This window comes from Curtobacterium sp. Curtsp22 (genome assembly GCF_059492135.1).
This window is the reverse complement of record NZ_CP168519.1, coordinates 3,148,111-3,170,246: the sequence shown is the minus strand read 5'-3', so window position 1 is coordinate 3,170,246 and position 22,136 is coordinate 3,148,111. Positions and strand designations below refer to the sequence as shown.

Annotated in this window: 22 protein-coding genes; 6 read left to right on the top strand and 16 right to left on the bottom strand. The window is 71.7% G+C overall.

Annotation, left to right across the window (positions count from 1 at the left end; translation table 11 throughout):
- Window positions 1–2 precede the first annotated feature (2 nt).
- Genes modA through ACEN8D_RS15365 form a run of 3 tightly spaced genes read right to left on the bottom strand, consistent with a single transcriptional unit; the run spans window position 3 to window position 2,337 of the window.
- Window positions 3–836 carry a molybdate ABC transporter substrate-binding protein gene (gene modA, locus ACEN8D_RS15375; RefSeq protein ID WP_413461651.1) on the bottom strand — a complete coding sequence of 278 codons (834 nt, stop codon included), beginning with the start codon at window positions 834–836 and terminating at the stop codon, window positions 3–5.
- The gene (locus tag ACEN8D_RS15370; RefSeq protein ID WP_309886126.1) at window positions 833–1,930 is read right to left on the bottom strand and encodes a ThiF family adenylyltransferase; all 1,098 of its coding nucleotides are present in this window, start codon (window positions 1,928–1,930) and stop codon (window positions 833–835) included. Before ACEN8D_RS15370 ends, modA begins: the two co-directional genes overlap by 4 nt.
- Window positions 1,927–2,337 (bottom strand): TOBE domain-containing protein, encoded by a 411-nt coding sequence (locus tag ACEN8D_RS15365; RefSeq protein WP_309780372.1) that lies wholly within the window; start codon window positions 2,335–2,337, stop codon window positions 1,927–1,929. Before ACEN8D_RS15365 ends, ACEN8D_RS15370 begins: the two co-directional genes overlap by 4 nt.
- A 92-nt stretch (window positions 2,338–2,429) precedes the next feature.
- Here ACEN8D_RS15365 and ACEN8D_RS15360 point away from each other — a divergent pair, with 92 nt between their 5' ends.
- A complete protein-coding gene (locus ACEN8D_RS15360) occupies window positions 2,430–4,097 on the top strand; it encodes a glycosyltransferase family 39 protein (RefSeq protein WP_309780373.1) in 1,668 nt (555 codons plus the stop codon).
- Window positions 4,098–4,152: 55 nt separating this feature from the next.
- On the opposite strand, the gene ACEN8D_RS15355 is transcribed toward ACEN8D_RS15360, so the two are convergent.
- From ACEN8D_RS15355 to ACEN8D_RS15335, 5 genes are all read right to left on the bottom strand, one after another.
- Entirely contained in the window at window positions 4,153–5,085 is a 933-nt protein-coding gene (locus tag ACEN8D_RS15355) for a 4-(cytidine 5'-diphospho)-2-C-methyl-D-erythritol kinase (protein WP_309886123.1), read from the bottom strand.
- A gap of 9 nt (window positions 5,086–5,094) precedes the next feature.
- Window positions 5,095–6,411: an O-acetylhomoserine aminocarboxypropyltransferase/cysteine synthase family protein gene (locus ACEN8D_RS15350; protein ID WP_309780374.1), complete on the bottom strand. Its 1,317-nt coding sequence runs from the start codon at window positions 6,409–6,411 to the stop codon at window positions 5,095–5,097.
- Entirely contained in the window at window positions 6,411–7,463 is a 1,053-nt protein-coding gene (locus ACEN8D_RS15345) for an LLM class flavin-dependent oxidoreductase (protein ID WP_071302821.1), read from the bottom strand. Before ACEN8D_RS15345 ends, ACEN8D_RS15350 begins: the two co-directional genes overlap by 1 nt.
- Window positions 7,464–7,553: 90 nt before the next feature.
- Window positions 7,554–8,552 carry an ATP-grasp domain-containing protein gene (locus ACEN8D_RS15340; protein WP_413400156.1) on the bottom strand — a complete coding sequence of 333 codons (999 nt, stop codon included), beginning with the start codon at window positions 8,550–8,552 and terminating at the stop codon, window positions 7,554–7,556.
- Window positions 8,553–8,612: 60 nt separating this feature from the next.
- A complete protein-coding gene (locus ACEN8D_RS15335; protein ID WP_413461318.1) occupies window positions 8,613–9,455 on the bottom strand; it encodes a helix-turn-helix transcriptional regulator in 843 nt (280 codons plus the stop codon).
- Between the two features lie 53 nt (window positions 9,456–9,508).
- Here ACEN8D_RS15335 and ACEN8D_RS15330 point away from each other — a divergent pair, with 53 nt between their 5' ends.
- Complete coding sequence (locus ACEN8D_RS15330; RefSeq protein ID WP_254790896.1) at window positions 9,509–10,300, top strand: SDR family oxidoreductase; 792 nt, start codon at window positions 9,509–9,511, stop codon at window positions 10,298–10,300.
- Window positions 10,301–10,354: 54 nt separating this feature from the next.
- On the opposite strand, the gene ACEN8D_RS15325 is transcribed toward ACEN8D_RS15330, so the two are convergent.
- The 3 genes from ACEN8D_RS15325 to ACEN8D_RS15315 all read right to left on the bottom strand — a co-directional run bounded on the left by ACEN8D_RS15325 (window position 10,355) and on the right by ACEN8D_RS15315 (window position 11,974).
- Window positions 10,355–10,804 (bottom strand): hypothetical protein, encoded by a 450-nt coding sequence (locus tag ACEN8D_RS15325; protein ID WP_413398469.1) that lies wholly within the window; start codon window positions 10,802–10,804, stop codon window positions 10,355–10,357.
- 57 nt (window positions 10,805–10,861) lie between these two features.
- The gene (locus ACEN8D_RS15320; RefSeq protein WP_413398468.1) at window positions 10,862–11,401 is read right to left on the bottom strand and encodes a hypothetical protein; all 540 of its coding nucleotides are present in this window, start codon (window positions 11,399–11,401) and stop codon (window positions 10,862–10,864) included.
- A gap of 189 nt (window positions 11,402–11,590) precedes the next feature.
- Window positions 11,591–11,974, bottom strand: a complete 384-nt coding sequence (locus ACEN8D_RS15315; protein ID WP_413398466.1) for a hypothetical protein — start codon at window positions 11,972–11,974, stop codon at window positions 11,591–11,593.
- Between the two features lie 302 nt (window positions 11,975–12,276).
- Here ACEN8D_RS15315 and ACEN8D_RS15310 point away from each other — a divergent pair, with 302 nt between their 5' ends.
- Both ACEN8D_RS15310 and ACEN8D_RS15305 read left to right on the top strand, forming a co-directional pair.
- The gene (locus ACEN8D_RS15310) at window positions 12,277–12,747 is read left to right on the top strand and encodes a YbaK/EbsC family protein (RefSeq protein WP_413398465.1); all 471 of its coding nucleotides are present in this window, start codon (window positions 12,277–12,279) and stop codon (window positions 12,745–12,747) included.
- Window positions 12,747–13,664: a pentapeptide repeat-containing protein gene (locus ACEN8D_RS15305; RefSeq protein WP_413398464.1), complete on the top strand. Its 918-nt coding sequence runs from the start codon at window positions 12,747–12,749 to the stop codon at window positions 13,662–13,664. Before ACEN8D_RS15310 ends, ACEN8D_RS15305 begins: the two co-directional genes overlap by 1 nt.
- Here the strand turns inward: ACEN8D_RS15305 and rsmA are convergent.
- The 4 genes from rsmA to rsmI all read right to left on the bottom strand — a co-directional run bounded on the left by rsmA (window position 13,609) and on the right by rsmI (window position 17,885).
- Entirely contained in the window at window positions 13,609–14,460 is an 852-nt protein-coding gene (gene rsmA, locus ACEN8D_RS15300) for a 16S rRNA (adenine(1518)-N(6)/adenine(1519)-N(6))-dimethyltransferase RsmA (protein WP_309886108.1), read from the bottom strand. The two genes, ACEN8D_RS15305 and rsmA, sit on opposite strands and share 56 nt — an antisense overlap.
- On the bottom strand, window positions 14,460–15,368 hold the full coding sequence (locus ACEN8D_RS15295; RefSeq protein WP_413398463.1) for a TatD family hydrolase: 909 nt from the start codon (window positions 15,366–15,368) through the stop codon (window positions 14,460–14,462). The genes rsmA and ACEN8D_RS15295 overlap by 1 nt, the downstream gene beginning before the upstream one ends.
- Window positions 15,365–16,942 (bottom strand): methionine--tRNA ligase, encoded by a 1,578-nt coding sequence (gene metG, locus ACEN8D_RS15290; protein ID WP_413398462.1) that lies wholly within the window; start codon window positions 16,940–16,942, stop codon window positions 15,365–15,367. Before metG ends, ACEN8D_RS15295 begins: the two co-directional genes overlap by 4 nt.
- Window positions 16,943–17,063: 121 nt before the next feature.
- Entirely contained in the window at window positions 17,064–17,885 is an 822-nt protein-coding gene (rsmI, locus tag ACEN8D_RS15285) for a 16S rRNA (cytidine(1402)-2'-O)-methyltransferase (protein WP_070418096.1), read from the bottom strand.
- A gap of 65 nt (window positions 17,886–17,950) precedes the next feature.
- Between rsmI and ACEN8D_RS15280 the strand changes: the two genes are divergently transcribed.
- Window positions 17,951–19,582, top strand: a complete 1,632-nt coding sequence (locus ACEN8D_RS15280; protein WP_413398461.1) for a dolichyl-phosphate-mannose--protein mannosyltransferase — start codon at window positions 17,951–17,953, stop codon at window positions 19,580–19,582.
- A gap of 57 nt (window positions 19,583–19,639) precedes the next feature.
- On the opposite strand, the gene ACEN8D_RS15275 is transcribed toward ACEN8D_RS15280, so the two are convergent.
- Window positions 19,640–20,287, bottom strand: coding sequence for a TetR/AcrR family transcriptional regulator (locus ACEN8D_RS15275; RefSeq protein WP_070418094.1), 648 nt, complete (start codon window positions 20,285–20,287; stop codon window positions 19,640–19,642).
- A gap of 165 nt (window positions 20,288–20,452) precedes the next feature.
- Here ACEN8D_RS15275 and ACEN8D_RS15270 point away from each other — a divergent pair, with 165 nt between their 5' ends.
- Window positions 20,453–21,994 carry an MFS transporter gene (locus tag ACEN8D_RS15270; RefSeq protein ID WP_309776680.1) on the top strand — a complete coding sequence of 514 codons (1,542 nt, stop codon included), beginning with the start codon at window positions 20,453–20,455 and terminating at the stop codon, window positions 21,992–21,994.
- Window positions 21,995–22,136: the final 142 nt, after the last annotated feature.

Genomic DNA, 22,136 nt, shown 5'->3' with positions numbered 1-22,136 from the left:
GGTCAGGGGGCTCCGAAGCCGGCGTCGGCGAGCACCCTCTGGCCGGCGTCGGAACGCACGTACGCCGTGAACGCCGCCGCGAGGTCGGGGTTCGACGCGTCCTTCAGGACACCGATCGGGTAGGTGTTCACGGCCTTCGACGCCGCGTCGAACCGGACGCCGTCGACCTTGCCGCCGGCACCCTCGACGTCGGTCACGTAGACGAGTCCCGCGTCCGCCTGGCCGGACTCGACCTTGCCGAGGACGTCGGTCACCGACTGCTCCTCGCTGACCGGCTGCAGGTCGACACCGGTGGCCTGCTCGACCTTCGCGGTCGCGGCACCGCACGGCACCGGGATGGCGCAGGTGACGAGCTGCACGTCCGAGGCGGTCAGGTCGTCGAGGTCCTTGATGCCCTTCGGGTTGCCGGGCGCCACGGCGATCTCGAGGACGTTCGTGGCGAAGTCCCGCGGCGAACCGGCGGCGATGTCGGTCTTCACGAGCTTGTCCATGTTCGCCTCGTCGGCGGACGCGAACACGTCGGCGGGGGCGCCGTTCTGGATCTGGGTGACGAGGTCGCTCGAGCCGGCGAACGAGAAGGTGATCGTGGTCACCGGGTGGGCGGCCTCGTACTGCTCGCCGAGGGTCGTGAACGTCTTCTGGAGCGACGCCGCGGCGAAGACGGTGATCTTCCCGGTCGGGGCCCCGGCCGTGCTGCTCGCGCTGGCGCTCGGGGCGGTGGTGTCCGTCGTGCCGGCCGTGCCAGCCGTGTCGGCCGTGCTGCAGCCGGCGAGGCCGACGGTGACGAGGGCGGTCGCGGCGATCAGGAGGGCGGCGTTCCGCACGTGCGTCGTCATTGCTCGATCGTATCCGCATCTGCGGTCGCTGTGGGCCGGATCGTCGGCAGGCCCTCCCGGTCCCAGGCCTGGATGCCCCCGTCGAGGACCATCGCGTCACGACCTGCGGCACGGGCTGCGCGTGCCCAGGCGGTCGCGCGGACGCCACTGGCGCACACCACGACGACGGGTCGGTCGTCGTCCGCGGCGAGGTCGTCCGGCGGGATGCTGCCGGCGACGATCCCGGTGGCGCGTTCGGCCGGGGTGCGGACGTCGACGAGGACGGGTCCGCCGCTGCCGCCGGTGGTCCGGTCGAGTCGGGCGGCGAGTGCCGCCGGGGCGATCCGGGGCGGGGCCTCGTCCACCGAGGGGGCCGGACGCCGGGAACCCGGGCCGCGCCGCAGCGTGCTCTCGGTCCAGCGCCACCGCCGGGCGTCGACCGTGAGCACCCTGCCGGTCAACGGCTCCCCGATGCCGGCGACGAGCGCGGTCACCTGGGCCGCCATCACCGAGCCGACGGCGCCGCACAGCGCGGGCAGCACGCCGTCGAGCGCGCAGGACCCCTCGTCCGGCAGGGCGTCCGGGTGCAGGTCGTGGAAGTCGATCGGCTCCGGCCCGGCGTCGTGGAACACGGACACCTGCCCGTCGGTGCCGAGGACCGTGCCCCACACGAACGGCACCCCGGCCGTGGAGCAGGCGTCCGAGATCGCCCGGGTGACCTCGACGCTGTCCGCGGCGTCGACGACCACGTCGTGGCCCGCGACGTGGTCGGCGTGGAACGGCTCGGCGAGTGCGACGACCTCGAGCTCCGGGTCGACGCCCCGCACCCGCTCGGCCGCGCACTCGGCCTTGGGTCGCCCGACGTCCGCCGCGGCGAAGAGCGTCTGCCGTGCCAGGTTGGACGTGTCGACGACGTCGTGGTCGACGATGGTGACGCGGCGGAGCCCCGACCCGGCCAGGTACGTGAGCACGGGCGCGCCGAGGCCACCGGCGCCGACGACGAGGATGCTCGCCTCGGACAGCGCCCGGACGGCCCGGTCCCCCGCGCCCTGGAGCGCCGCGGTCCGGGACAGCAACCGACGGCGGTCGTCGCTCGTGTGCCGGTCGTCGGTCATGCGTCGGTCGGTTCCGCCGGCACCTCGACCGACACCATCGTCGCCTTGACCGACGCGACGGCGACCGTCCCGACCTCGAGCCCGAGGTCGCGGACGGCCTCGGCGCTCATGAGCGACACGACCCGGTGTGGGCCGCTCTGCAGCTCCACCTGCGCCATCACGCCGTCGACCACGAGGTCGGTGACGATCCCGACGAACCGGTTGCGCGCCGAGCTCTTCGTCCCCGACGGGTCGTCGAGCTGCCCGCCGACGCCGCGGATGTGCGCCGCGAGTTCCCGCCCGTCCACGACGGTCCGTCCGGAGGGGTCGGTCCCCCGCGTGAAGGTCCCGGCGTCGACCATCCGCCGGACGGTGTCGTCGCTGACGCCGAGGTACCGCGCGGCGTCGCGGATGCGGAGCTTCGTCATGGTCCTCCGCACGATACCGGTATGTGGAACTCTCAGTCTGGGCTGCGGGGACGCCGGGCACCTGCCCAGCCGCCGCGGATACCGTCCTCACCGTGACTGCACCACGGACCGGCACCATCAGCATCCCCCGGACGACGGGGATCGCGCCGGTCCGTGCCCGCTCCGGGTTCCGGGGCCTCGTGTCGAGCATCGGCACCGCCGTCGTCCGCACGCCCGAGCTGACGGTCGGCGCGTTCGGCGTGATCGTCTGCGCCGCCTTCGCCTGGGTCCCCTCGCTCTGGTACGACGAGGCGGCGACGGTCACGAGCGCCCAGCGGACCTGGCCGCAGCTGTGGGCCGAGCTGCACAGCGTCGACGCCGTGCACGGGCTCTACTACTCGCTGATGCACGTCTGGTTCTGGCTCGTCGGGTACACGCCGTTCACGCTGCGGTTCCCGAGCGCCCTGGCCATCGGCGTGGCGGCGGGGCTCGTCGTCGCGCTCGGGCGCCGGCTCGGCGGACTTCGCCTGGGCATCACCGCCGGGCTCGTGTTCCTCGCGCTGCCCCGCGTGCAGTGGGCCGGGTCCGAAGGTCGGCCGTACGCCACGATCACGACCCTGGCCGTCTGCCTCACCCTCGTCGGTCTGACCGCGGTCCGCCGCACCCGGTCGGGTCGCAGCCTGCACTGGTGGGCGGCCTACGGAGCACTCGCACTCGTCTCGGTGACCTTCAACGTCTACCTCTCGCTCGCGGTCGTCGCGCACGCCGTGACCCTGCTGTGGACGCTGGTCGCCCGCCGCGCCGCCGCCCGTCGCGCCACGGTGTCCCGCCGCGGCCACGACCTGGGTCCGGCGCTCGTCACCCGCGGGGTCCTGGTCCGCTGGGCCGTCGCAGCCGTCTTCGCCGCCGTGGCCGTCTCGCCGCTCGTCGTCGAGGTCGCCTCGCAGTCGAAGCAGGTCGCGTGGATCGCCGGCATCGGCGAACGTACGGGCGTGCAGGTGTTCGCCACGGCGTGGTTCGGCGGCGTCGACGTGTACGCCGCGGGCGCGTGGGCGCTCATGCTCGTCGGCACGGTGTTCGCCCTCGTCGAGGCGCACCGGCGCTCCGCCACGGTCCGGTCCCTGGTCCGTGCGCAGTCGGTCCGCGTCGCCGTGCCGCTCGTCGTCATCCCCACGGCCGCGCTCGTCCTCGCCACGGCGATGGGGAAGCACCTGTACTCGCCGAAGTACGCCACGCTCAGCCTGCCGTTCGTCGCACTGCTCATCGCCCTCGCCCTGACGCTGGTCCGGCCGAAGGCACTGCTCGCCGCCGCCGTGGCCGCCGTCCTCGTGCTGTCGGTGCCGACGGCCGTCGCCGTGAAGGAGCCGCTCGCGAAGCAGGATTCGACCTGGGCCCGTGCCGCCTCGATCATCGCCGCCGAGCGGAGCACCAACCGCGCCGACGCCGACGAGGGTGTCGTGTTCGGCAGCGTCTACGGGCACCCCGGCACCACCGCCGACGTCATCCGCATCTCCTACCCGTCGGCGTTCGCGGGCATGACCGACCTCGGCGTGCGCAAGGTCGGAACCGAGTCCGGCGTCCTGTGGAACCAGACCGGGGATCTCGAGACGACGATCCCGAGCCGCCTGGGCGACATCGACACGGTCTGGTTCGTCGGCGGGACGGTGAAGGCGCGCAACATCGAGCCGGAGACCGCCGCGGTGCTCGCGGAGCACGGCTTCACGGCGAAGGAGCACTGGAAGACCGGCACGGTCGTCATCACGGAGTACGTCCGGAACTGACCGGCCGACGGGGCCCGCCGCCCGACGGGACCGTGCCGCCGTCGGTGCAGGACGGTCAGTGCAGGACGCGGGCGCCGTGCACCGGTCCGGCGGCACGCACCGCGACCATGCCGGCGGCGCTGAGCTCGACCTGCACCTCGAGCGCGGCATCACGGTCGGCGACGAGGAACGCCACCGTCGGCCCGCTGCCCGATACCAGTCCGGCGAGGGCACCGGCCTTCTCCCCGATCTCGAGCGTCGTCGCGAGCGCGGGCTGGAGGCGCATCGCCGGGGCCTGCAGGTCGTTGTGCAGGCAGTCCGCGAGCAGGTCGGGATCGCCCGCGCGGAGGGCCTGCAGCACGTTCGCCTCGACCACGGGCGTGGTGGGTGCCGGCGCGATGTCCGCACGGTACCGCTCACGGTGTTCGTCGAGCGCCCGGTACACGGCGGGCGTCGAGAGGCCGGCGTCACTCAGGGCGAGCACCCAGTGGAACTCGCCCTTGGCCAGCGCCGGGCTCAGCTCGTCACCGCGCCCGGTCCCGACCGCGGTCCCGCCGGCGAAGGCGAAGGGCACGTCGGCGCCGAGCTGCGCGGCGAGGCGCAGCAGTTCCTCACGCCCGAGCGCAGTCCCCCACAGCGTGTCGACGGCGAGCAGGGTCGCTGCGGCGTCGGCCGATCCACCGCCCATCCCACCGGCGACCGGGACCTGCTTGTCGATGGTGAGCCGGACGCCCCCGCGGTACCCGGCGGCGTCGGCCACGAGGCGCGCGGCCCGGATCGCGAGGTTCGACTCGTCGACCGGGACCGACCGCGAGTCGATCGGCCCGGTGAAGGTCACCGAGAAGTCGTCCGCCGGCTCGGCCGAGACGTCCTCGTACAACGAGACCGCCTGGTACGCCGTCGCCACGTCGTGGTAGCCGTCGTCCTGCAGGGCCCCGACCGACAGGTAGACGTTGATCTTCCCGGGGGCGCGCGTCCGCACACGGGTCGGTGCGGCCAGCGTGGTCATGCCCCCAACCTATCCCGACGCAGCCGCGAAGCCGCGCGTGAGGTCCGCGAGGATGTCGTCCACGTGCTCGAGTCCGATGGACAGCCGGATCAGCCCGTCCCCGACCCCCGCGGCCGCCCGCTCCGCCGAGGTCATCTGCACGTGGGTCGTCGACGCCGGGTGCACGACGAGCGAGCGCACGTCGCCGATGTTCGACACGTGGTCGAACAGCTCGAGCGCCGCGACGAACCGCCGCCCGGCGTCGACCCCGCCGTCGAGGTCGAACGCGAGCACCGCCGACGGACCCGCCGGCACGTACCGCTGGGCGAGTTCGTGCCACGGCGACGACGGCAGCCCGGCGTAGTGCACGCCGAGCACCTGGTCGTGCGCGTCGAGCCACGTCGCCACCGCGGCCGCGTTCGACACGTGCCGGTCCATCCGGAGCGACAGGGTCTGGATGCCCTGCAGCACGAGGAAGGCGTTGAAAGGGGCGATCGCCGGCCCGAGGTCGGCGGAGAGCTTCGAGCGGGTGCGCTGGATGAAGGCGCGCCGCCCGAACTTCTCCGCGAAGTTCGTGTTCGCGAACCCGGACTGCTCGGTCGTCGCGAGCTGCGGGTACCGCTCGGCGTGCGCCGCCCAGTCGAAGTTCCCGCTGTCGACGATGAGTCCGGCGATGGCGCTGCCGTGCCCGGCGAGGTACTTCGTCGCCGAGTGCACGACGATGTCCGCACCGTGCTCGATCGGCCGGACGAGGTACGGCGTGGCGATGGTGTTGTCGACGATGAGCGGCACGCCGTGCTCGTGCGCGACACCGGCCACCCCCGCGAAGTCGAGGACGTCGCCGCGCGGGTTCGGGATCGACTCGCCGAAGAACGCCTTCGTCTCCGGACGGACCGCCGCCGCCCACTCGTCGAGGTCGGTCGGGTCCTGCACGAACGTGAACGCGATGCCGAGGTCGCCCAGGGTGGAGGCGAAGAGCGTGTAGGTCGCGCCGTAGAGCGACGCACTCGACACGATGTGGTCTCCGGCGCGGGCCAGGCCGAGGACGGCGAGCGAGGTCGCAGCCTGCCCGGACGCGAGCGCGAGGGCGCCGACACCGCCCTCGAGGTCCGCGATGCGTCGCTCGAGCGCCGCAGCCGACGGGTTGTTCACCCGCGAGTACGTGTGACCGGGCGCGTTGAGCATGAACCGGTCGGCCGCGTCCTCGCCCGACGGGTACACGAACGCGGCGCTCTGCGCGATCGGCGGCACGTTGGCGCCGAACCCGGGGTCCGCCCGGAAGCCGGCACGGATCTGCCGGGTCTCGAACGCCCAGCCGGCTTCGGTGCCGTCGGAGGCGTCGCCCATCAGACGACCGCCCCGGACGGCGCGGCCACGGACGGCCGGACGAGCGGGATGACCTGCTCGCCGAACCGGTCCATCTCCTCGAGCTGCGGCGAGAACTGCAGCAGCAGCGTGTCCACCCCGGCGTCCTCGAACTCGCGGATCCGCGCGGCCACCTGCTCCGGCGTCCCCACGAACCCGGGGCGGAGCCCACGGTTCGACACCGAGTAGTCCTCGAGCGACGGCACGTGCTCGAGCTGCGACTTCGAGATGAAGTCCTGGTACGACTCGTACGCGTGCCCGTGCTGCACGTCGGTGATCCGCGCGAGCTCGGCCTGCGCCTCCTCCTCGGTCTCGCGGACGATGACGTAGGCGGCCATGCCGAACGCCTCGAACGGCGGCAGCCCCGCGTCGACACGGCGCTGCTTCATCTCGGCTATCTTCGTCCGGAGCTCCTCGACGGTGCCGCCGTGGGTCACGTAGGCGTCGGCGTACCCGGTGATCGCCGCCTTGCCGGCCTCGCTCTCGCCGCCGGCGTAGATGCGGGGGGTGACCCGGGGCTTCGGCTCGAGGTGGCTGTTCTCGATGTCGTAGTACTCGCCGTGGAAGGAGTACGGCGTCTCCCGCCAGAGCCCCTTCATGATCTCGACGAACTCCGCCGTGCGCTTGTACCGGTCGTCGTGCTCCGAGAAGATGCCGCCGTACTGCTTGGCCTCTTCCGCCCACCACGCGCTCACCACGTTGAACGTGAACCGGCCGCACGAGATGTCGTCGATCGTCGCCGCCTGCTTCGCCGTCACCGCGGGCAGGTGGTACCCGGGACGCATCGCCGCCATGATCTCGAGGCGCTCGGTCGTCGCCGCGATGGCCGCGGCGAGCGACCAGGCCTCCAGCGAGGGCGCGGCCGTGCCCTTGATGTCGTTGAGGTTGAGCTCCGGCACGAGCGTCAGGTCGAAGCCGATCCGCTCGGCGCGCTGCGCCAGCCGCTTCACGTAGTCGAAGGTGACCGGCATGTTCTCGTTGTCGACGTTGCGCAGCCAGCCGCCGAAGAGCGGGGTCCAGTATCCGAATCGCACGGGGTGAGTTCCTTGGGGAGGTGGGGAGGGTCGGACTGGAGGCGCGGGGCGGGCCCGCACCGCGCCTCCAGTCCGGTGGATCTTGCGTTCTCAGGCCGTGAGCTGCGCCGCGTACTGCGTCTCCAGCAGGCCACCGAGGTACCGCGCGATGGAGCGCGGGCCGGAGGCCGGCGCGGTCTCCTCGACGGCGGGGTTGTAGTTCGTGTTCGTGTTGATGTCGTAGACGACCGTGCGACCGTCCGTCGTCTCCATGAACTCGACGCCCGCGATCTGGATCCGCTGCTCCGCGAGGAACCCGCGGAGCTGCTGGACGAGCGGGTGCTCGGCGGTGACCTCCGTGCGGACGCTGAACGCCGGGGGTGCCCCGGCGGCCTCGGTGCCGGGGACGTCGCAGACCGCACCCGCGATGACCTGGGGGACCTCGCACGCGTCGGCCGGGCACAGCTCGAAGCTGCCGGCGCTCGTGTCGACGCGGACGGCGTAGACGAACTCGCCGCCGACGAACTCGACGCGCGTGATGAACGGCTCGCGGGCCGTGAGGTACTCCTGCAGCAGGGTGATGCCGTCGACGGGCTCCTCGAACTCCGGGCTGTCGACGTAGGCGTCGAACTCGGCGAGCGAGTCGAACCGGCGGACGCCGAGGCCCTTGCCGCCCTGGTTGTGCTTCGTGATGAACGGCACGTCCTGGCCGCCGGTGAAGTCGTGGGCGGCCTGCTTCAGCGTCTTGCGCCCGAAGACGGCCGTGGTGCGGGGCACGTCGAACCCGGCGTTCCGGAGCAGTCCGTGCTGGGCCACCTTCGAGACCTCGAGCTCGAGGACGTGGCTGCCGCCGACGACCGGTCGACCGGCACGCTCGAGCCAGCCGAGGACCGCGCGGGTGTACTCCTTCGAGTGCTCGTGCCCGCGCGTGTGGGAGCTCGCCGACATCCGCGACCAGTACACGCCCGGTTCGGGGTCGGCTCCGAGGTCGATCTGTCCCTCGGTGAGGAGGATCTCCTCGACGGGGACCCCCTCGGCCTCGAAGGCAGCGGCGAGCGGCGGGAACCACTCGGGGTTCTCGTGGATGACGTACACGCGGGGAGTGCTCACCTCGCCACCCTAGGCACGGCCTGCCGGGAGTCGCCAGGTGTGTGACGCGGGTTTACTCCGTCAGCGGGCAAAGGTCTGCTGGCCGACGACGCCGAGGAGCTCGAGCTTCTGCGCGTCCTCGCTGCCCGTCGGTGCGGTGAAGAGCAGCAGCGCCTGCGTCTGGCTCGTCGTGTGGAGCACCTGGCAGTCCACGGTGATGCGGCCGAGCTCGGGGTGGACGAACGTCTTGTGGTCCTCCCACCGGCTCGCCACCTCGTGCAGGGACCACAGCGCTCGGAAGTCCGCGCTGTTCGCCTCGAGGTCGGCGATGAGCTCCGCCGCCCGGGTGTCCGTCGGTCCCGCGGCGCCGACCGCTGCACGGAGTGCGGCGACCTGTGCCCGGGCGAGCCGCTCGTGCTCCTCCGGCGCGTACTTCGCCCGTTCGTAGCCCGTCATGAACCAGCGCCACGGCTGGTACCGCTCGTTGCCCGGCAACCCCGTGGTCGTGCCGAGGAGCGCCGCCCCGAGCCGGTTCTCGACGAGGGTCTCGCCCAGGTCGTTCACCACGATCGCCGGGGTGTCCTCGAGGCGGTCCAGCACCCGGAGGATCGCGGGGTCGACGTGGTCGGAACGGTGGACCCGAGCGGGCGCGTTGTGCCCGGCGAGGCGGAACAGGTGGTCGCGCTCGTCGAGGCTGTAGCGGAGCGCCCGGGCGATCGCCGCCACCATCTGCTCGGACGGCTGCGGTCCGCGCTGCTGCTCGAGGCGCGTGTAGTAGTCGGCGGACATCCCCGCCAGCGCGGCGACCTCCTCGCGCCGGAGGCCCGGCGTGCGGCGGCGCTGCCCGGAGCCGAGCCCGACGTCCTCGGGGCGCAGCAGTTCGCGGCGGCGGCGGAGGAAGTCGGCGAGCCCGGGGCGGTCCATGCCTTCATCGTGCACCGGGCCCGGCGACCGTGCCAGGGATCGGCGGTCCCCCGATGACGGCGCTCTGGTTCGGGCGGTCGGGCGGGTGGATCGTGGTCGTCATGGACATCACGAACTCCACCGTCTTCATCCCCGGCGCGACCTCGGGCATCGGCCTCGGGCTGGCCCAGCGCCTGCAGGCAGCGGGCAGCACCGTCGTCATCGGCGGCCGACGTCGCGCCCTGCTCGACTCGCTGCACGACGAGTACGGCTTCGGCACCGTCGAGCTCGACGTCACCGACCCGGCGTCGATCACCGCCGCGGCCGCCTCCGTCATCGACGCCTACCCGTCGCTCGACGCCCTCGTCACGATGTCGGGCATCATGCGCGCCGAGGACCTGCGATCGTCGGAACACCTGGCCGACGCCGTCGCCACCGTCGAGACGAACCTGCTCGGCACCATCCGCCTCATCGACGCGTTCCTGCCGCACCTGCTCGGTCGTCCGGCGTCGACGATCGTCACCGTGTCGTCGGGGCTGGCGTACACACCGCTCGCCGCGACCCCGACCTACAGCGCCACGAAGGCCGCGGTGCACTCGTACACGCAGTCGCTCCGCCAGCAGCTGACCGGGTCACCCGTCTCGGTGCTCGAGCTCGTGCCGCCGGCGGTCGCCACGGATCTGATGGGCGAGGGCGTCGACTTCGGCGGGATGCCGCTGTCCTCGTTCCTCGACGAGGTGGTGTCGCTGCTGCAGGCCGGCGCGGCGCCGGAAATCCTGGTGCAGAACGTGCTGCCGCTGCGGTGGTCGGAGCGGGACGGGACGCAGCAGCAGCTCATCGAGGCGCTGGCGTCGCGGGGGCACTGACGACCGGCTCGCCGGCCTCCGCTGGCGAGTCGGCGGTGGCGCCGTCCGCCTCGTTCAGTCGGTGGCGCCGTCCGCCTCGCCGCGGGCTCCGCGCCGTCGGATCACGCCGTCGAGGATCCGGTTGACGAGTCGCCAGGCCGGCCACGCGAGGGCCCCGACCAGCGCCGTGTCGACCGGGCGGCCGAGCGCGCGGATCACGACGTACGCGCCCGTCATCGCCAGGCCGGTCGACAGGGCGGCGTTGAGGCGGCGGGGTGTCCAGCCCTGGCCGTGGCTGTGGTCGTGGTCGTGGTGGTCGCCGTCATCGTCATCGTCGTCGTCGGGGAGGCGGTCGAACGTGATCCCCCACGCGACGAACAGCCCGCCCAGCACGACGGCCACCCACGCGGCGTCGTCGGACGGATCCCGGAGCAGCGCGAGCACGGCGAAGACCACGATGGCACACCCCGCGACCACTGCCATGAGCAGGAGGACGAGTGCGGAACGGGGACGCGGTGCAGACACCCGTCGAAGCCTAGGGCCATCCGGTCGATCCGCGCGTGCCCCGTTCGGGACCCCGGTTCAGAGTGCCGCGAGCAGGTCCTGGAGCTCCGCCTTGGCGTCGGGCATGCGTTCCGGTCCGGTGAGCCGTTCCCGCTGCACGGCGATCCGGACCGTGCCCGCCCGGGAGCCGTCCTCGGTGGTGAGCAGCACCGACTCGCGATCGGGGAACGTCCACCGCGCCGACGGCCGCTTCCCGCCCCGGCGTTCCGAGGTCGGGGCGAACCCGAACGCCGTCGTGCAGACCGGCACGACCCTGTCGAGCACCGTCTCGCGCTCCCCGGGGACCTGGCGCGACGCCGACACCGCGAACGAGCCGTCCGATCGTTGCCCGGGGATCCGGAGGCCCCTCGCCTGCTCGTACCCGATCGTGACGCCCTGCGCCCACCACGGCTCGACGCCCTGTTCGACGAGCCAGACGGCGATGGCGGCGTGCCCGATCGTCCGTCCGTCGATCTCGTCGATGCGGGCGTACCAGTCGTCCGGCGTGCGACCGGTCGCCGCGAGCACGTTGTCGGCGGCCATCCCCTGCGCGTGCGATCGCACCGTCCCGTCGGTCATGCCGCCATCGTAGGGGCGGTGCGATCGCTTCACGCTCGTGATCTCGTCAGGGACTCGTCCAGCCGCTCGAGCGTCGACGCGCTCGGGTACCACGGACGAACTGCTGGGGTGTGAAGATCGGGAGCAGCGAGGGATCGACCTCTCCGAAGGACTGGTCGACGGTCACGATGCCGTCCGCGCCGGACGCCATCACCATCGCCGCCTGGACCGAGTCGAGGGCGGGGAGACCGAAGCGCTCGTGGTAGTACATGACGTCCTCGAGCAGCGGTGTGAGCAGACGGATGCCTCCGAGCGTGTCCCCGTGAGACGCACTTCTCGGAGGGCAAGGTCGAAGGCAGCGTCCTGGAGCTGGAGCTCGAGGACGTCGTTGAAGAACAGCGTCGTGTCCGTCAGCACCATCCGTTCGAGGAAGCCGGCGGCCGAGTCGTGCCCAGGAGCGCTGCGCTCGAGTGCGGCGACGACGAAGCTCCGCTCGAGCACCACCGCAGCGGGCATCCGCACCACGTCCTCCATCGGGAAGACACGGTACGGCTCGTCGATCGGAGCGAACTCCAGCGGCATGTCCTCAGACACCCCGCCAGGTGTGACGAGTGGGACGGGGAGCGATCGTGAAGGTCGACGTGCTGAGGATCTCGCGGACCCGGTTTGCGCGTTCCGCCGGGGTGCCGGTCGGTCGGGTACGACGTGCTTCGATCTCAGCAGGAGTGAGCGTGCGATGTGCGAAATGCGGACGACCGGTGCTGGTCATGGTGTCTCCTTCGGTTCGTGGGGACGACCGTAGGCGGGTGCGGAGCCGGTCGGCAAACATGTTGGATTTCCATGACTTCGGGGCAAGTGCTCGCGCTGGACATCGCTTCCCGCGAGGATGGACGGTGATGAACGACCGCCTCGCCACCGTCCAGCGCATCGTCGCCGAAGCCGGCATCGACGCGACCGCCCGGGAACTCCCCGACTCGACCCACAGCGCCGCGCAGGCCGCCGCCGCGCTCGGCACCGAACCGGGAGCGATCGCGAGCAGCCTGCTGTTCCTCGCCGACGGGGAACCGCTGCTCGCGATGACGTCCGGCCGGCACCGGGTCGACACCGACCTGCTCGCCGCCCAGATCGGCGCGACCGAACTCACGATGGCCACCGCGAAGCAGGTCCGCGAGATCACCGGGCAGCCGATCGGCGGCGTCTCCCCCGTCGGGCACCCGGCCCCGATCCGCACGGTGGTCGACGAGGCGCTCCGCGAGTACGACACGGTCTGGTCGGCGGCGGGGACCGCGAACAGCGTGCTCCCCCTGACCTTCGAGCAGTTGCTGTCGCTGACCGGTGGGACGGTCGTGCGGGTCAACGACCAATGATGGCGACGCGGACGCGGGTCGAGCTGGGGCGACGCGAGGACCTCGGCGCCGACTGCGCGAACTGCTTCGGCCTGTGCTGCGTCGCCCTGGCGTTCGCGAAGTCCGCGGACTTCCCGTTCGACAAGGACGCCGGCGACCCGTGCACGAACCTCGACGACGCGGACGGCTGCCGGATCCACCCGCACCTGCGTGAGCGGGGCTTCTCCGGCTGCACGGTGTTCGACTGCTCGGGGGCCGGGCAGAAGGTCTCCCGGCACACCTTCGCGGGCTGCTCGTGGCGCGACGACCCCGAGACGCGGCGGTCCATGTTCGCCACGTTCCCGGTCGTCCGACGACTCCACGACCTCCTGCGGTACCTCGACGAGGCGATCACCCTCGTGCGAGCGACACACGACGGGGCCCCCTGGGTCGGGGCCTTCGAGCACGTCCGTCTGCTGAGCGACGGGACACCGGAGGACCTCGCCACCCTCGACGTCGACGCGGAGTACGACCGTGCCCGTCCGCTCCTGTTCGAGGCGAGCGCGATCGCACGTCGGCAGGGTCCGGTCGGTGCCCACGGCCAGCGGGTCGGTCCGGGGACGGACCTCGTCGGCGCGGACCTGCGCGGGGCCGACCTGCGTGGGGCGACGCTGCGCGGGTCGCTCGCCATCGCAGCAGACCTCCGGGGCGCCCGGTTGGACCGTTGCGACCTGCTCGGCGTGGACCTCCGCGACGCGGACCTGCGCGGCACCGATCTCCGTGGCGCGGTGTTCCTCACCCAGATGCAGGTCAACGCGGCGCGGGGCGACTCGGCCACGGTCCTGCCGGAGGGGTTCCAGCGCCCCGGGCACTGGAGCTCGACGCCGGACGCGGCCGCCGGGGTCACTCCGCCGCGGCGAGGACCGTCCGGCCGAGGCGCACGAAGTCGACGGCGCTGAGCATCTCGCCCCGAGCCGTCGGGTCGACCCCACCGGCGGTGAGGAGTTCCGACGCCCGGGCACTGCTGCCGAGGACACCGGAGAGGCTCTGGCGGAGCATCTTCCGCCGCTGCTGGAACGCCCCGTCGACGAGCGCGAAGACCTGCGCCCGCAGTGCTTCGTCCCCGGGCGGGTCGTGCCGATCGAACCCGACGAGCACGCTGTCGACGTTCGGCACCGGCCAGAACACCTGCCGGCTGACCTGTCCGGCGATCGACCACGACCCGTACCAGGCGGCCTTCACGCTCGGCGCCCCGTAGACCTTGCTGCCGGGGCCCGCGGCGATGCGGTAGCCGACCTCGGCCTGCACCATGACGAGCGCCCGTTCGATCGACGGGAAGGTCGCGAGCAGGTGGAGCAGCACCGGGACGGAGACGTTGTAGGGCAGGTTCGCGACGACGTGCGTGGGCGCCTCGGGCAGGTCCGTCGCGGCGACGGTGAGGGCGTCCTGGTGGATGACCTCGAGCCGGGCCGCCGGTTGCATCGTGGCGACCGTGTTCGGCAGCTGGGCGGCGAGCCGGCCGTCGATCTCCACCGCGGTGACGGACGCGCCCGTCTCGGTCAACCCGAGCGTCAGCGAGCCGAGACCGGGACCGATCTCGAGCACCTTCGAGTCGGCGGTGACCCGACCCGACGCCACGATGCGACGGACCGTGTTCGCGTCGTGCACGAAGTTCTGGCCGAGCTTCTTCGTCGGCGTGACGTCGAGCTGGGCCGCGAGGTCCCGGATCTCCGCCGGGCCGAGGAGCGATGCCACTACTGCTCCACCGTCACGGGCTCGGCGTCCCACGCGCCGTAGACGAGCTCGGTGTTCGAGGCGATCTGTGCCGCGAGCATCGAGGCGTCGGTCCCGAGGGTCTCGGCCATCGACCGGAGGGTGAGCGGGATGAGGTACGGCGCGTTCGGGCGGCCGCGGAACGGCGTCGGCGTGAGGTACGGGGCGTCGGTCTCGACCATGATCAGGTGACGCGGTGCGACCTCGAGCGCGGCACGCAAGGGGGCCGCGTTCTTGAACGTCACGGTGCCGGCGAACGACATGTACCAGCCGCGCTCCGCGCAGAGCCGGGCGAGGTCGGGACCGCCGGAGAAGCAGTGGAACACGGTCTTCTCGGGAGCGCCGACACGGTCGAGGACCTCGACCACGGCGTCGTGCGCGTCGCGGTCGTGGATCGTCAGCGCGAGGTCGTGCGCCTTCGCGATGCGGATGTGCTCCTCGAACGAGCGGACCTGGGCGTCGCGGCCGTCCTCGCCGGTGCGGAAGAAGTCGAGACCGGTCTCACCGATCGCCCGGACCCGGGGCAGTGCCGCGAGCCGTTCGATGCCGGCGAGGTGCTCGTCGAGCAGACCCTGTTCCTGCAGCGACGGCGCCTCGTTCGGGTGCAGCGCCACCGCGGCGAGGACCCGGGGTTCCCGTGCGGCGATGGCCGCCGACCACTCCGAGGTGGCCAGGTCGGTGCCGACCTGCACGACACCGCGGACACCGACGCTCGACGCGCGGTCGAGGTGTTCACGGTAGTCCAGCGCGCCGTCGCCGCCGTCGGCGATCTCCATGTGGGTGTGGTTGTCGTAGACCGGGACGACGAGCGCCTCGGGCAGGGGCGGGTAGGTCAGGTCCCGCTTGGACCCGCCGCCGTCACCACGGGCGCGGAGGTGGGCGTCGGTCACGCTGCGCCCTGCTCCGACTGATCGATGCGCGGGAACAACCCGGACTCGAGCGGGACCACGGTCGAGGCACCCTGCCACTCCCAGGCACGGTTCACCCGCTGCTCGGCGATCGATCCGCCGGCACCGATCGAGGCCCAGAGCTTCTCGGTCGCCTTCGGCATGACCGGCGAGAGCAGGACGGCGACGGTACCGAGCCCACGGAGCGCGGTGGCCAGGACGGTGCCGAGCCGCTCGCGCTGCGCGTCGTCCTTCGCCAGCGCCCACGGCTGCTGCTCGGTGATGTACCCGTTCAGCGCGTCGACGAGCTCCCACACCGCGGCGATGGCCTCGTGCGGTGCGAACGCGGCGATGGCGGCGTCGGCGCGCTCGGTGACGGAGACCGCGAGCGCGTCGATCGCTTCGTCGGACGAGGTCAGCGACCCACGCTCGGGCACCGCACCGTCGAAGTACTTCTGCAGCATCGCGACGAGGCGGGAGGCGAGGTTGCCGAAACCGTTCGCGAGCTCGGCCTGGTAGCGGGCGGAGATGTCCTCCCAGCTGAAGTTGCCGTCCTGCCCGAAGGTGATGGCGCGGAGGAAGTAGTAGCGGAAGGCGTCGGACCCGAACGTGTCGGTGATCTCCGACGGCGCGATGCCGGTCAGCTTCGACTTCGACATCTTCTCGCCGCCGACGAGCAGCCAGCCGTGGCCGAACACGCGCTCGGGGACGGGCAGCCCGGCGGCCATGAGCATCGCCGGCCAGATCACCGCGTGGAACCGGGCGATGTCCTTGCCGACGATGTGCACGCTCGGCCAGAGGCGCTGGAAGGCCTCGTCGTCGTCGGTGCCGTACCCGAGCGCCGTGACGTAGTTGAGCAGGGCGTCGAACCACACGTACAGGACGTGGTCGTGGTCCCACGGGATCTGGATGCCCCAGTCGAAGCTCGACCGCGAGATCGACAGGTCGCGCAGCCCCTGCTTGACGAACGAAATGATCTCGTTGCGGACGCTCTCCGGCTGGATGAACAGCGGGTTCGACTCGTACAGGTCGAGCAGACGCTGCTCGAAGTCGGACATGCGGAAGAAGTAGTTGCGCTCGGACAGCACCTCGACCGGGATCGAGTGGATCGCGCAGACCTGCTGCCCCTCGTACGCACCGGTGCCGGGCACGAGGTCGCTCGGCTGCTTGTACTCCTCGCAGCCCACGCAGTAGAAGCCCTCGAACTCGCCCGCGTAGATGTAGCCGTCGTCGTACAGCTTCTGCAGGAACGCCGTCACGCCGCGCTCGTGGCGCTCGTCCGTGGTGCGGATGAAGTCGTCGTTCGCCACGTCGACCGTGTCGAGGAGCGGCTTCCACGCCTCGGTCACGAGCCGGTCGGCCCATTCCTTGGGCGTGACGTCGTTGGCCGAGGCCGTCCGCAGGATCTTCTGCCCGTGCTCGTCGGTGCCGGTGAGCAGCCACGTGTCGTCGCCGCGCTGCCGGTGCCAGCGCGCGAGGACGTCCGCGGCGACCTCGGTGTACGCGTGCCCGATGTGGGGCACGTCGTTCACGTAGAAGATCGGCGTGGTGATGCTGAACGAGGACCCGTCGGACATGCGGACCATCCTACGGGCGGGCGGGAGCCGCATGACGCGCCCCGCGCGCCACCTGTGGAGAACCGGACGGGAGGCGCGGTGCGTGTCCGGAGCCGCGCCTCCAGTCCGGTGACGCTCGCGTCTACCGCGCCGCCAGCGCGCCCTCGTAGAGGTCGCGCTTCGACAGCCCCGTCGCGTCCGCGACGGCCGCGGCCGCCTCCTTCATGCGCGACCCGGCGGCCACCCGCTCCAGCACGAGCCGGACGCCGTCCTCGATCGTCGTGTCGTCGAGCGCACCGGTCGACCCCTCCACGACCACGCAGATCTCACCGCGCACCCCGTCGGCTGCCCACGCCGCGAGCTCCGCGAGGGACCCGCGCCGGACCTCCTCGTGCAGCTTCGTCAGCTCGCGGCAGACGACCGCGCGCCGGTCGTCCCCGAAGCCCGCGGCCATGTCCGCGAGCGTGTCGCCCAACCGGTGCGGCGACTCGAAGAACACCATCGTCCGCTGCTCCCCGGCGAGCGACGCGAAGAGCCGCCGACGTTCCCCGCCCTTCCGCGTCGGGAATCCCTCGAAGCTGAAGCGGTCGGTCGGCAGCCCCGACACGGCGAGCGCCATGAGCACCGCCGAGGGGCCCGGCAGCGCGGTCACCGTGACCCCGGCGGCCGCAGCGGCCTCGACGAGGGGGAAGCCCGGGTCGCTGATGGCGGGCATGCCGGCGTCGGTGAGGACGACGACGTCCTCGTCCCGCGCGAGCTCGACGACCTCGGCCGCCTTCGCCCGTTCGTTGTGCTCGTGCAGCGCGATGAGGCGCGGGCGGTTCTCGATGCCGAGCGCCCGCATGAGGTGGATCGCGGTGCGGGTGTCCTCGGCGGCGACCACACTCGCGTTCGAGAGGGTCTCGACCAACCTCCGGGAGGCGTCTCCGAGGTTGCCGATGGGCGTTGCTGCGAGCACGATCACGGGACCATTGTGGTCGCCTGTGTGCGGCTGCGGGGACATGGCGGCGATCCGTAGGATGCTCTCCGATGACCAGCGAGCTGACCGACGACCGCACCGCCGTCCCCGACGGGCCGGTCGGCTCCCGTCTCGACGACTGGTGGGCGCGCACGCTCTCCACCGCCAAGCGCGTCGCCGTCTGGCGCTGGGCCGGGCCCCTGGCCGTCACGCTGCTGGCCGCGGTGCTGCGGCTCGTCGCCCTCGGACACCCGCACTCGCTCGTGTTCGACGAGACGTACTACGTCAAGGACGGCTGGTCGATCGTGCACCTCGGGTACGAGGGCACCTGGCCGGGCAACCCCGCCGACAGCTCCCAGCCGACGACGGACCAGCGGTTCGCGTCCGGTGAGACCTCGCTGTTCACCAGCGCTGCGGAGTTCATCGCGCACCCGCCGCTCGGCAAGTACCTCATCGGCCTCGGGATGCTCCTGTTCGGCGCGGACAACTCGTTCGGCTGGCGGTTCGCCGTGGCGGTGCTCGGCATCGCGACCGTGTTCCTCACGGCGGTCATCGCCCGGTCGCTCTTCCGCTCGACGCTGGTCGGCACCCTCGCCGGCTTCCTGCTCGCGATCGACGGGCAGGCGATCGTGCTGTCCCGTGTGAGCCTGCTCGACGGGATCCTGACGTTCTTCGTGGTGCTCGGCTTCGGCGCGCTGCTGCTCGACCGTCGCTGGACGTCCCGGCGGCTCGACGCCTGGGTCGCCCGGCGCACGGCAGCCGGCCGCGACACGCTCTGGGGACCGGTGCTCTGGTGGCGTCCGTGGCTGATCGCGATGGGGGTGGCGCTCGGACTCGCGACCGCGACGAAGTGGTCCGGCATGTACTTCCTCGCGTTCTTCGCGGTGTACTCCGTGCTGACCGACATGATGCTGCGGAAGCGGGCCGGCATCGAGTTCTGGTCCTCGAGCGCCTGGCTGCAGCAGGGACCGGCGTCGTTCCTGCTCACGGTGCCGATCGCCGCGGTCACCTACGTCGCGTCGTGGACCGGGTGGTTCGTGTCGAAGGACGGCTGGGACCGCGACTGGATCGCCACGGGCGGGCAGCGCTGGACCGGCGTGCTGTCGTGGGTGCCGGACAGCCTGCAGAACTGGTGGCACTACCAGTCCGAGATCTACGGCTTCAACATCGGCCTGCACACCCCGCACTCGTACCAGGCGAACCCACTGCTCTGGCTGCTCATGCAGCGGCCCACGTCGATGTACTACGTCGGCACGAACGCCGGTCAGGACGGCTGCACGGCGACCCGCTGCGGGGAGGCCATCACCGGCATCGCGAACCCGTTCATCTGGTACGCGGCGGTCATCGCGACCGTGGCGCTGCTGGTGCTCTGGATCCTGCGCCGCCAGTGGGAGTACGCCTTCGTCCTCATGGGCGTCGCGGCGGGGTACCTGCCGTGGCTGCTCTACGTGAACCGAACGGTGTTCCAGTTCTACACGGTCTCGTTCGAGCCCTTCATGGTGATGGCACTCGCCGCGGCGATCGGGTTGGTGCTCGGGTCACGGGACGATGCCCGGCCACGCCGGACCCGTGCGGTCGTCTGGGTCGGCGTGTACCTCGGGGTCGTCGTGCTCGCGTCGGCGTACTGGTTCCCGATGTGGACCGGCATGCAGATGCCGTGGGACTTCGTGCGGTCGCACTACTGGGTGCCGAGCTGGTTGTAGCGCGTGCGCGGTGTCAGGACTGCGCGTGCGCGGCGTCAGGACTGCGCGTGTGCGCCGTCAGGACTGCGCGTGCAGTGCTCGCTCGATCGATTCGCGGTCGAGCGGCTCGCCGAGCATGGGCGCTTCCCGTTCGCCCGGGAGCACGCCCTCGATGAGGACCTCGGCGTAGCGGCGCCACGCGTTCGGGTCGTGCGCGCGGGTGGTGTCCGCGACGGCGCCGACCATCGAGGTGAGCATCGGCAGGTCGCGGTAGTCGAACCCGACCCGCACGACGCCGGCGTCCCGCGCACGGCGGATGATCTCGGAGACCTGGGTCTCGAGTCGATCGCGTTCCTGCACGATCGACGGACGCGACTTGCCGGCACGCACGATGGCGTCGGCGAGGGCCCGGTCGCGTGCCCGGAACTCGAACACGCCCATCAGGTACACCCGCAGGGACTCGCGCGGATCGGACTCGTCCGCTGCACGTGCCGCGGCGTCGTTCATCGCCTCGAACTTGGTGGCGAGCAGCGCCTCGATCAGGGAGTCCTTGTCGGCGAAGCGGCGGTAGACCGTGCCGACGCCGACCCCGGCCTCGTGCGCGATGTCGTTCAGCGTGACCGACAACCCGCGTTCCGCGAAGCACTTGCGTGCCGTCTGCAGGATCAGCTCGCGGTTGCGTGCTGCGTCGGCGCGGAGGGGGCGCTCGAGGTCGGTGGTGCTCACGGCCTCGACGCTAGTTGAACTTTCTGGGAATAAGCGGATGCGGACCTTCCGTTTCGGTCTACACTGGTCACAAGCGGATGCACCGCATCCGCTTCATCCTCCCTCTCCCGGAGCGCCCGACGGCGCGTGCTCCACCATCCCTCCACCTTCTCGAAGGAGGCTGCCGTGACGGCAGAACAGACCGTGCCGACCCCCACCGGGACAGCACCCACGACTTCCGGCTCCACGCCCGACAAGAGCAACCACCGTTGGATCGCCCTGGCGGTCATCGCCCTCGCGCAGCTGATGGTCGTGCTCGACGCGACGATCGTCAACATCGCACTGCCCTCGGCCCAGGCCGACCTCGACTTCGGCACCGACCAGCGCCAGTGGATCGTCACGGCGTACTCGCTCGCGTTCGGGTCGCTGCTGCTCCTCGGCGGGCGGCTCGGCGACCTCTTCGGCCGGAAGAACACCTTCATCATCGGGCTCGTCGGCTTCGCCGTGGCGTCCGTGCTCGGCGGCCTGGCGGACTCGTTCGGCCTGCTCGTCGCCGCTCGTGCACTGCAGGGCGTGTTCGGCGCGCTGCTCGCCCCCTCCGCGCTGGGCATGCTGACGACGACCTTCCGCGACCCGAAGGAGCGCGGCCGTGCGTTCGGCATCTTCGGGTCGATCGCCGGCTCCGGTGCCGCGATCGGCCTCCTCCTCGGTGGCGTGCTCACCGAGTACGCGTCGTGGCGCTGGTGCCTCTACGTGAACGTCGTGTTCGCCGTCCTCGGCGTGATCGGCGCCCTGGTCTTCATGGCGAAGCCGCCGAAGGTCGAGCGTCCGCGCATCGACGTCGCCGGCGTCCTCACGATCACGGCTGGCCTCGTCGGCGTCGTCTACGGCTTCTCGAACGCCGAGACGAACGGCTGGGACTCCCCGCTCACGATCGTCATGCTCGCGGCCGGCGTGGTGCTCATCGCGGCGTTCGTGTTCATCGAGACCCGTGTCGCGCACCCGCTGCTGCCGCTCCGGGTCGTGCTCGACCGTGACCGCGGTGGCTCGTTCATCGCGATCGGCCTGGTGGCGATCGGCATGTTCGGCATCTTCCTGTTCCTGACCTACTACCTCGAGCAGACCCTCGGGTTCAGCTCGCTGCAGACGGGTCTGGCGTTCCTGCCGATGCCGCTGTCGATCATGATCTCGGCGACGCAGATCGGCGGTCGCCTGCTCCCCCGCGTCGGGCCGAAGGTGCTCATCTTCGCCGGTGGTCTCGTCGCGTCGATCGGCCTGCTGCTGCTCCTCCGCACGGACCTCGACAGCTCCTACGCGGGCACCGTCCTGCCGGCGCTCATCGTGATCGGCCTCGGCATGGGCACGATCTTCTCGTCCGCGATGAACACCGCGACGACCGGGGTCGCCCGTGCCGACGCGGGCGTGGCCTCGGCGACGGTGAACACGATGCAGCAGATCGGCGGCTCGATCGGCACCGCGCTCCTGTCGACGATCTTCGCCGACGTCGTGGCGAACAGCCTCTCCGGGCTCTCCGCGGCGCCGACGAAGCTCCAGCAGGCGCAGGCCGTTCTCGACGGGTACCACGTGGCGTTCGGCATCTCGGCGGGCGTGCTCGTCCTGGTCGCCCTGGCCGGTGGGCTCCTCATCAACCGCCAGTCGGTGCGGCTCGCGAAGCTCGAGCACGCCAGCGCGGCGACGACGGGCAGCATCCCGACCGCGGCGCACTGACCCACCCCGCTCGACATGAACGGCCCGTCCCGGTTCCCCGGGGCGGGCCGTTCGTCGCTCGCGGGCTCGCCCTGGGTTGCACGCGGTCTTCGACAACCCGCGGGTGGATCGACTCGCGGAACGTCGCACTCCGCGCGGGACC

Coding starts and splice junctions, on each gene's coding strand:
- modA (WP_413461651.1), bottom strand. CDS start 836: ATGACGACGCACGTGCGGAACGCCGCCCTCCTGATCGCCGCGACCGCC.
- ACEN8D_RS15370 (WP_309886126.1), bottom strand. CDS start 1,930: ATGACCGACGACCGGCACACGAGCGACGACCGCCGTCGGTTGCTGTCC.
- ACEN8D_RS15365 (WP_309780372.1), bottom strand. CDS start 2,337: ATGACGAAGCTCCGCATCCGCGACGCCGCGCGGTACCTCGGCGTCAGC.
- ACEN8D_RS15355 (WP_309886123.1), bottom strand. CDS start 5,085: ATGACCACGCTGGCCGCACCGACCCGTGTGCGGACGCGCGCCCCCGGG.
- ACEN8D_RS15350 (WP_309780374.1), bottom strand. CDS start 6,411: ATGGGCGACGCCTCCGACGGCACCGAAGCCGGCTGGGCGTTCGAGACC.
- ACEN8D_RS15335 (WP_413461318.1), bottom strand. CDS start 9,455: ATGGACCGCCCCGGGCTCGCCGACTTCCTCCGCCGCCGCCGCGAACTG.
- ACEN8D_RS15330 (WP_254790896.1), top strand. CDS start 9,509: ATGACGGCGCTCTGGTTCGGGCGGTCGGGCGGGTGGATCGTGGTCGTC.
- ACEN8D_RS15320 (WP_413398468.1), bottom strand. CDS start 11,401: ATGACCGACGGGACGGTGCGATCGCACGCGCAGGGGATGGCCGCCGAC.
- ACEN8D_RS15310 (WP_413398465.1), top strand. CDS start 12,277: ATGAACGACCGCCTCGCCACCGTCCAGCGCATCGTCGCCGAAGCCGGC.
- ACEN8D_RS15305 (WP_413398464.1), top strand. CDS start 12,747: ATGGCGACGCGGACGCGGGTCGAGCTGGGGCGACGCGAGGACCTCGGC.
- metG (WP_413398462.1), bottom strand. CDS start 16,942: ATGTCCGACGGGTCCTCGTTCAGCATCACCACGCCGATCTTCTACGTG.
- ACEN8D_RS15280 (WP_413398461.1), top strand. CDS start 17,951: ATGACCAGCGAGCTGACCGACGACCGCACCGCCGTCCCCGACGGGCCG.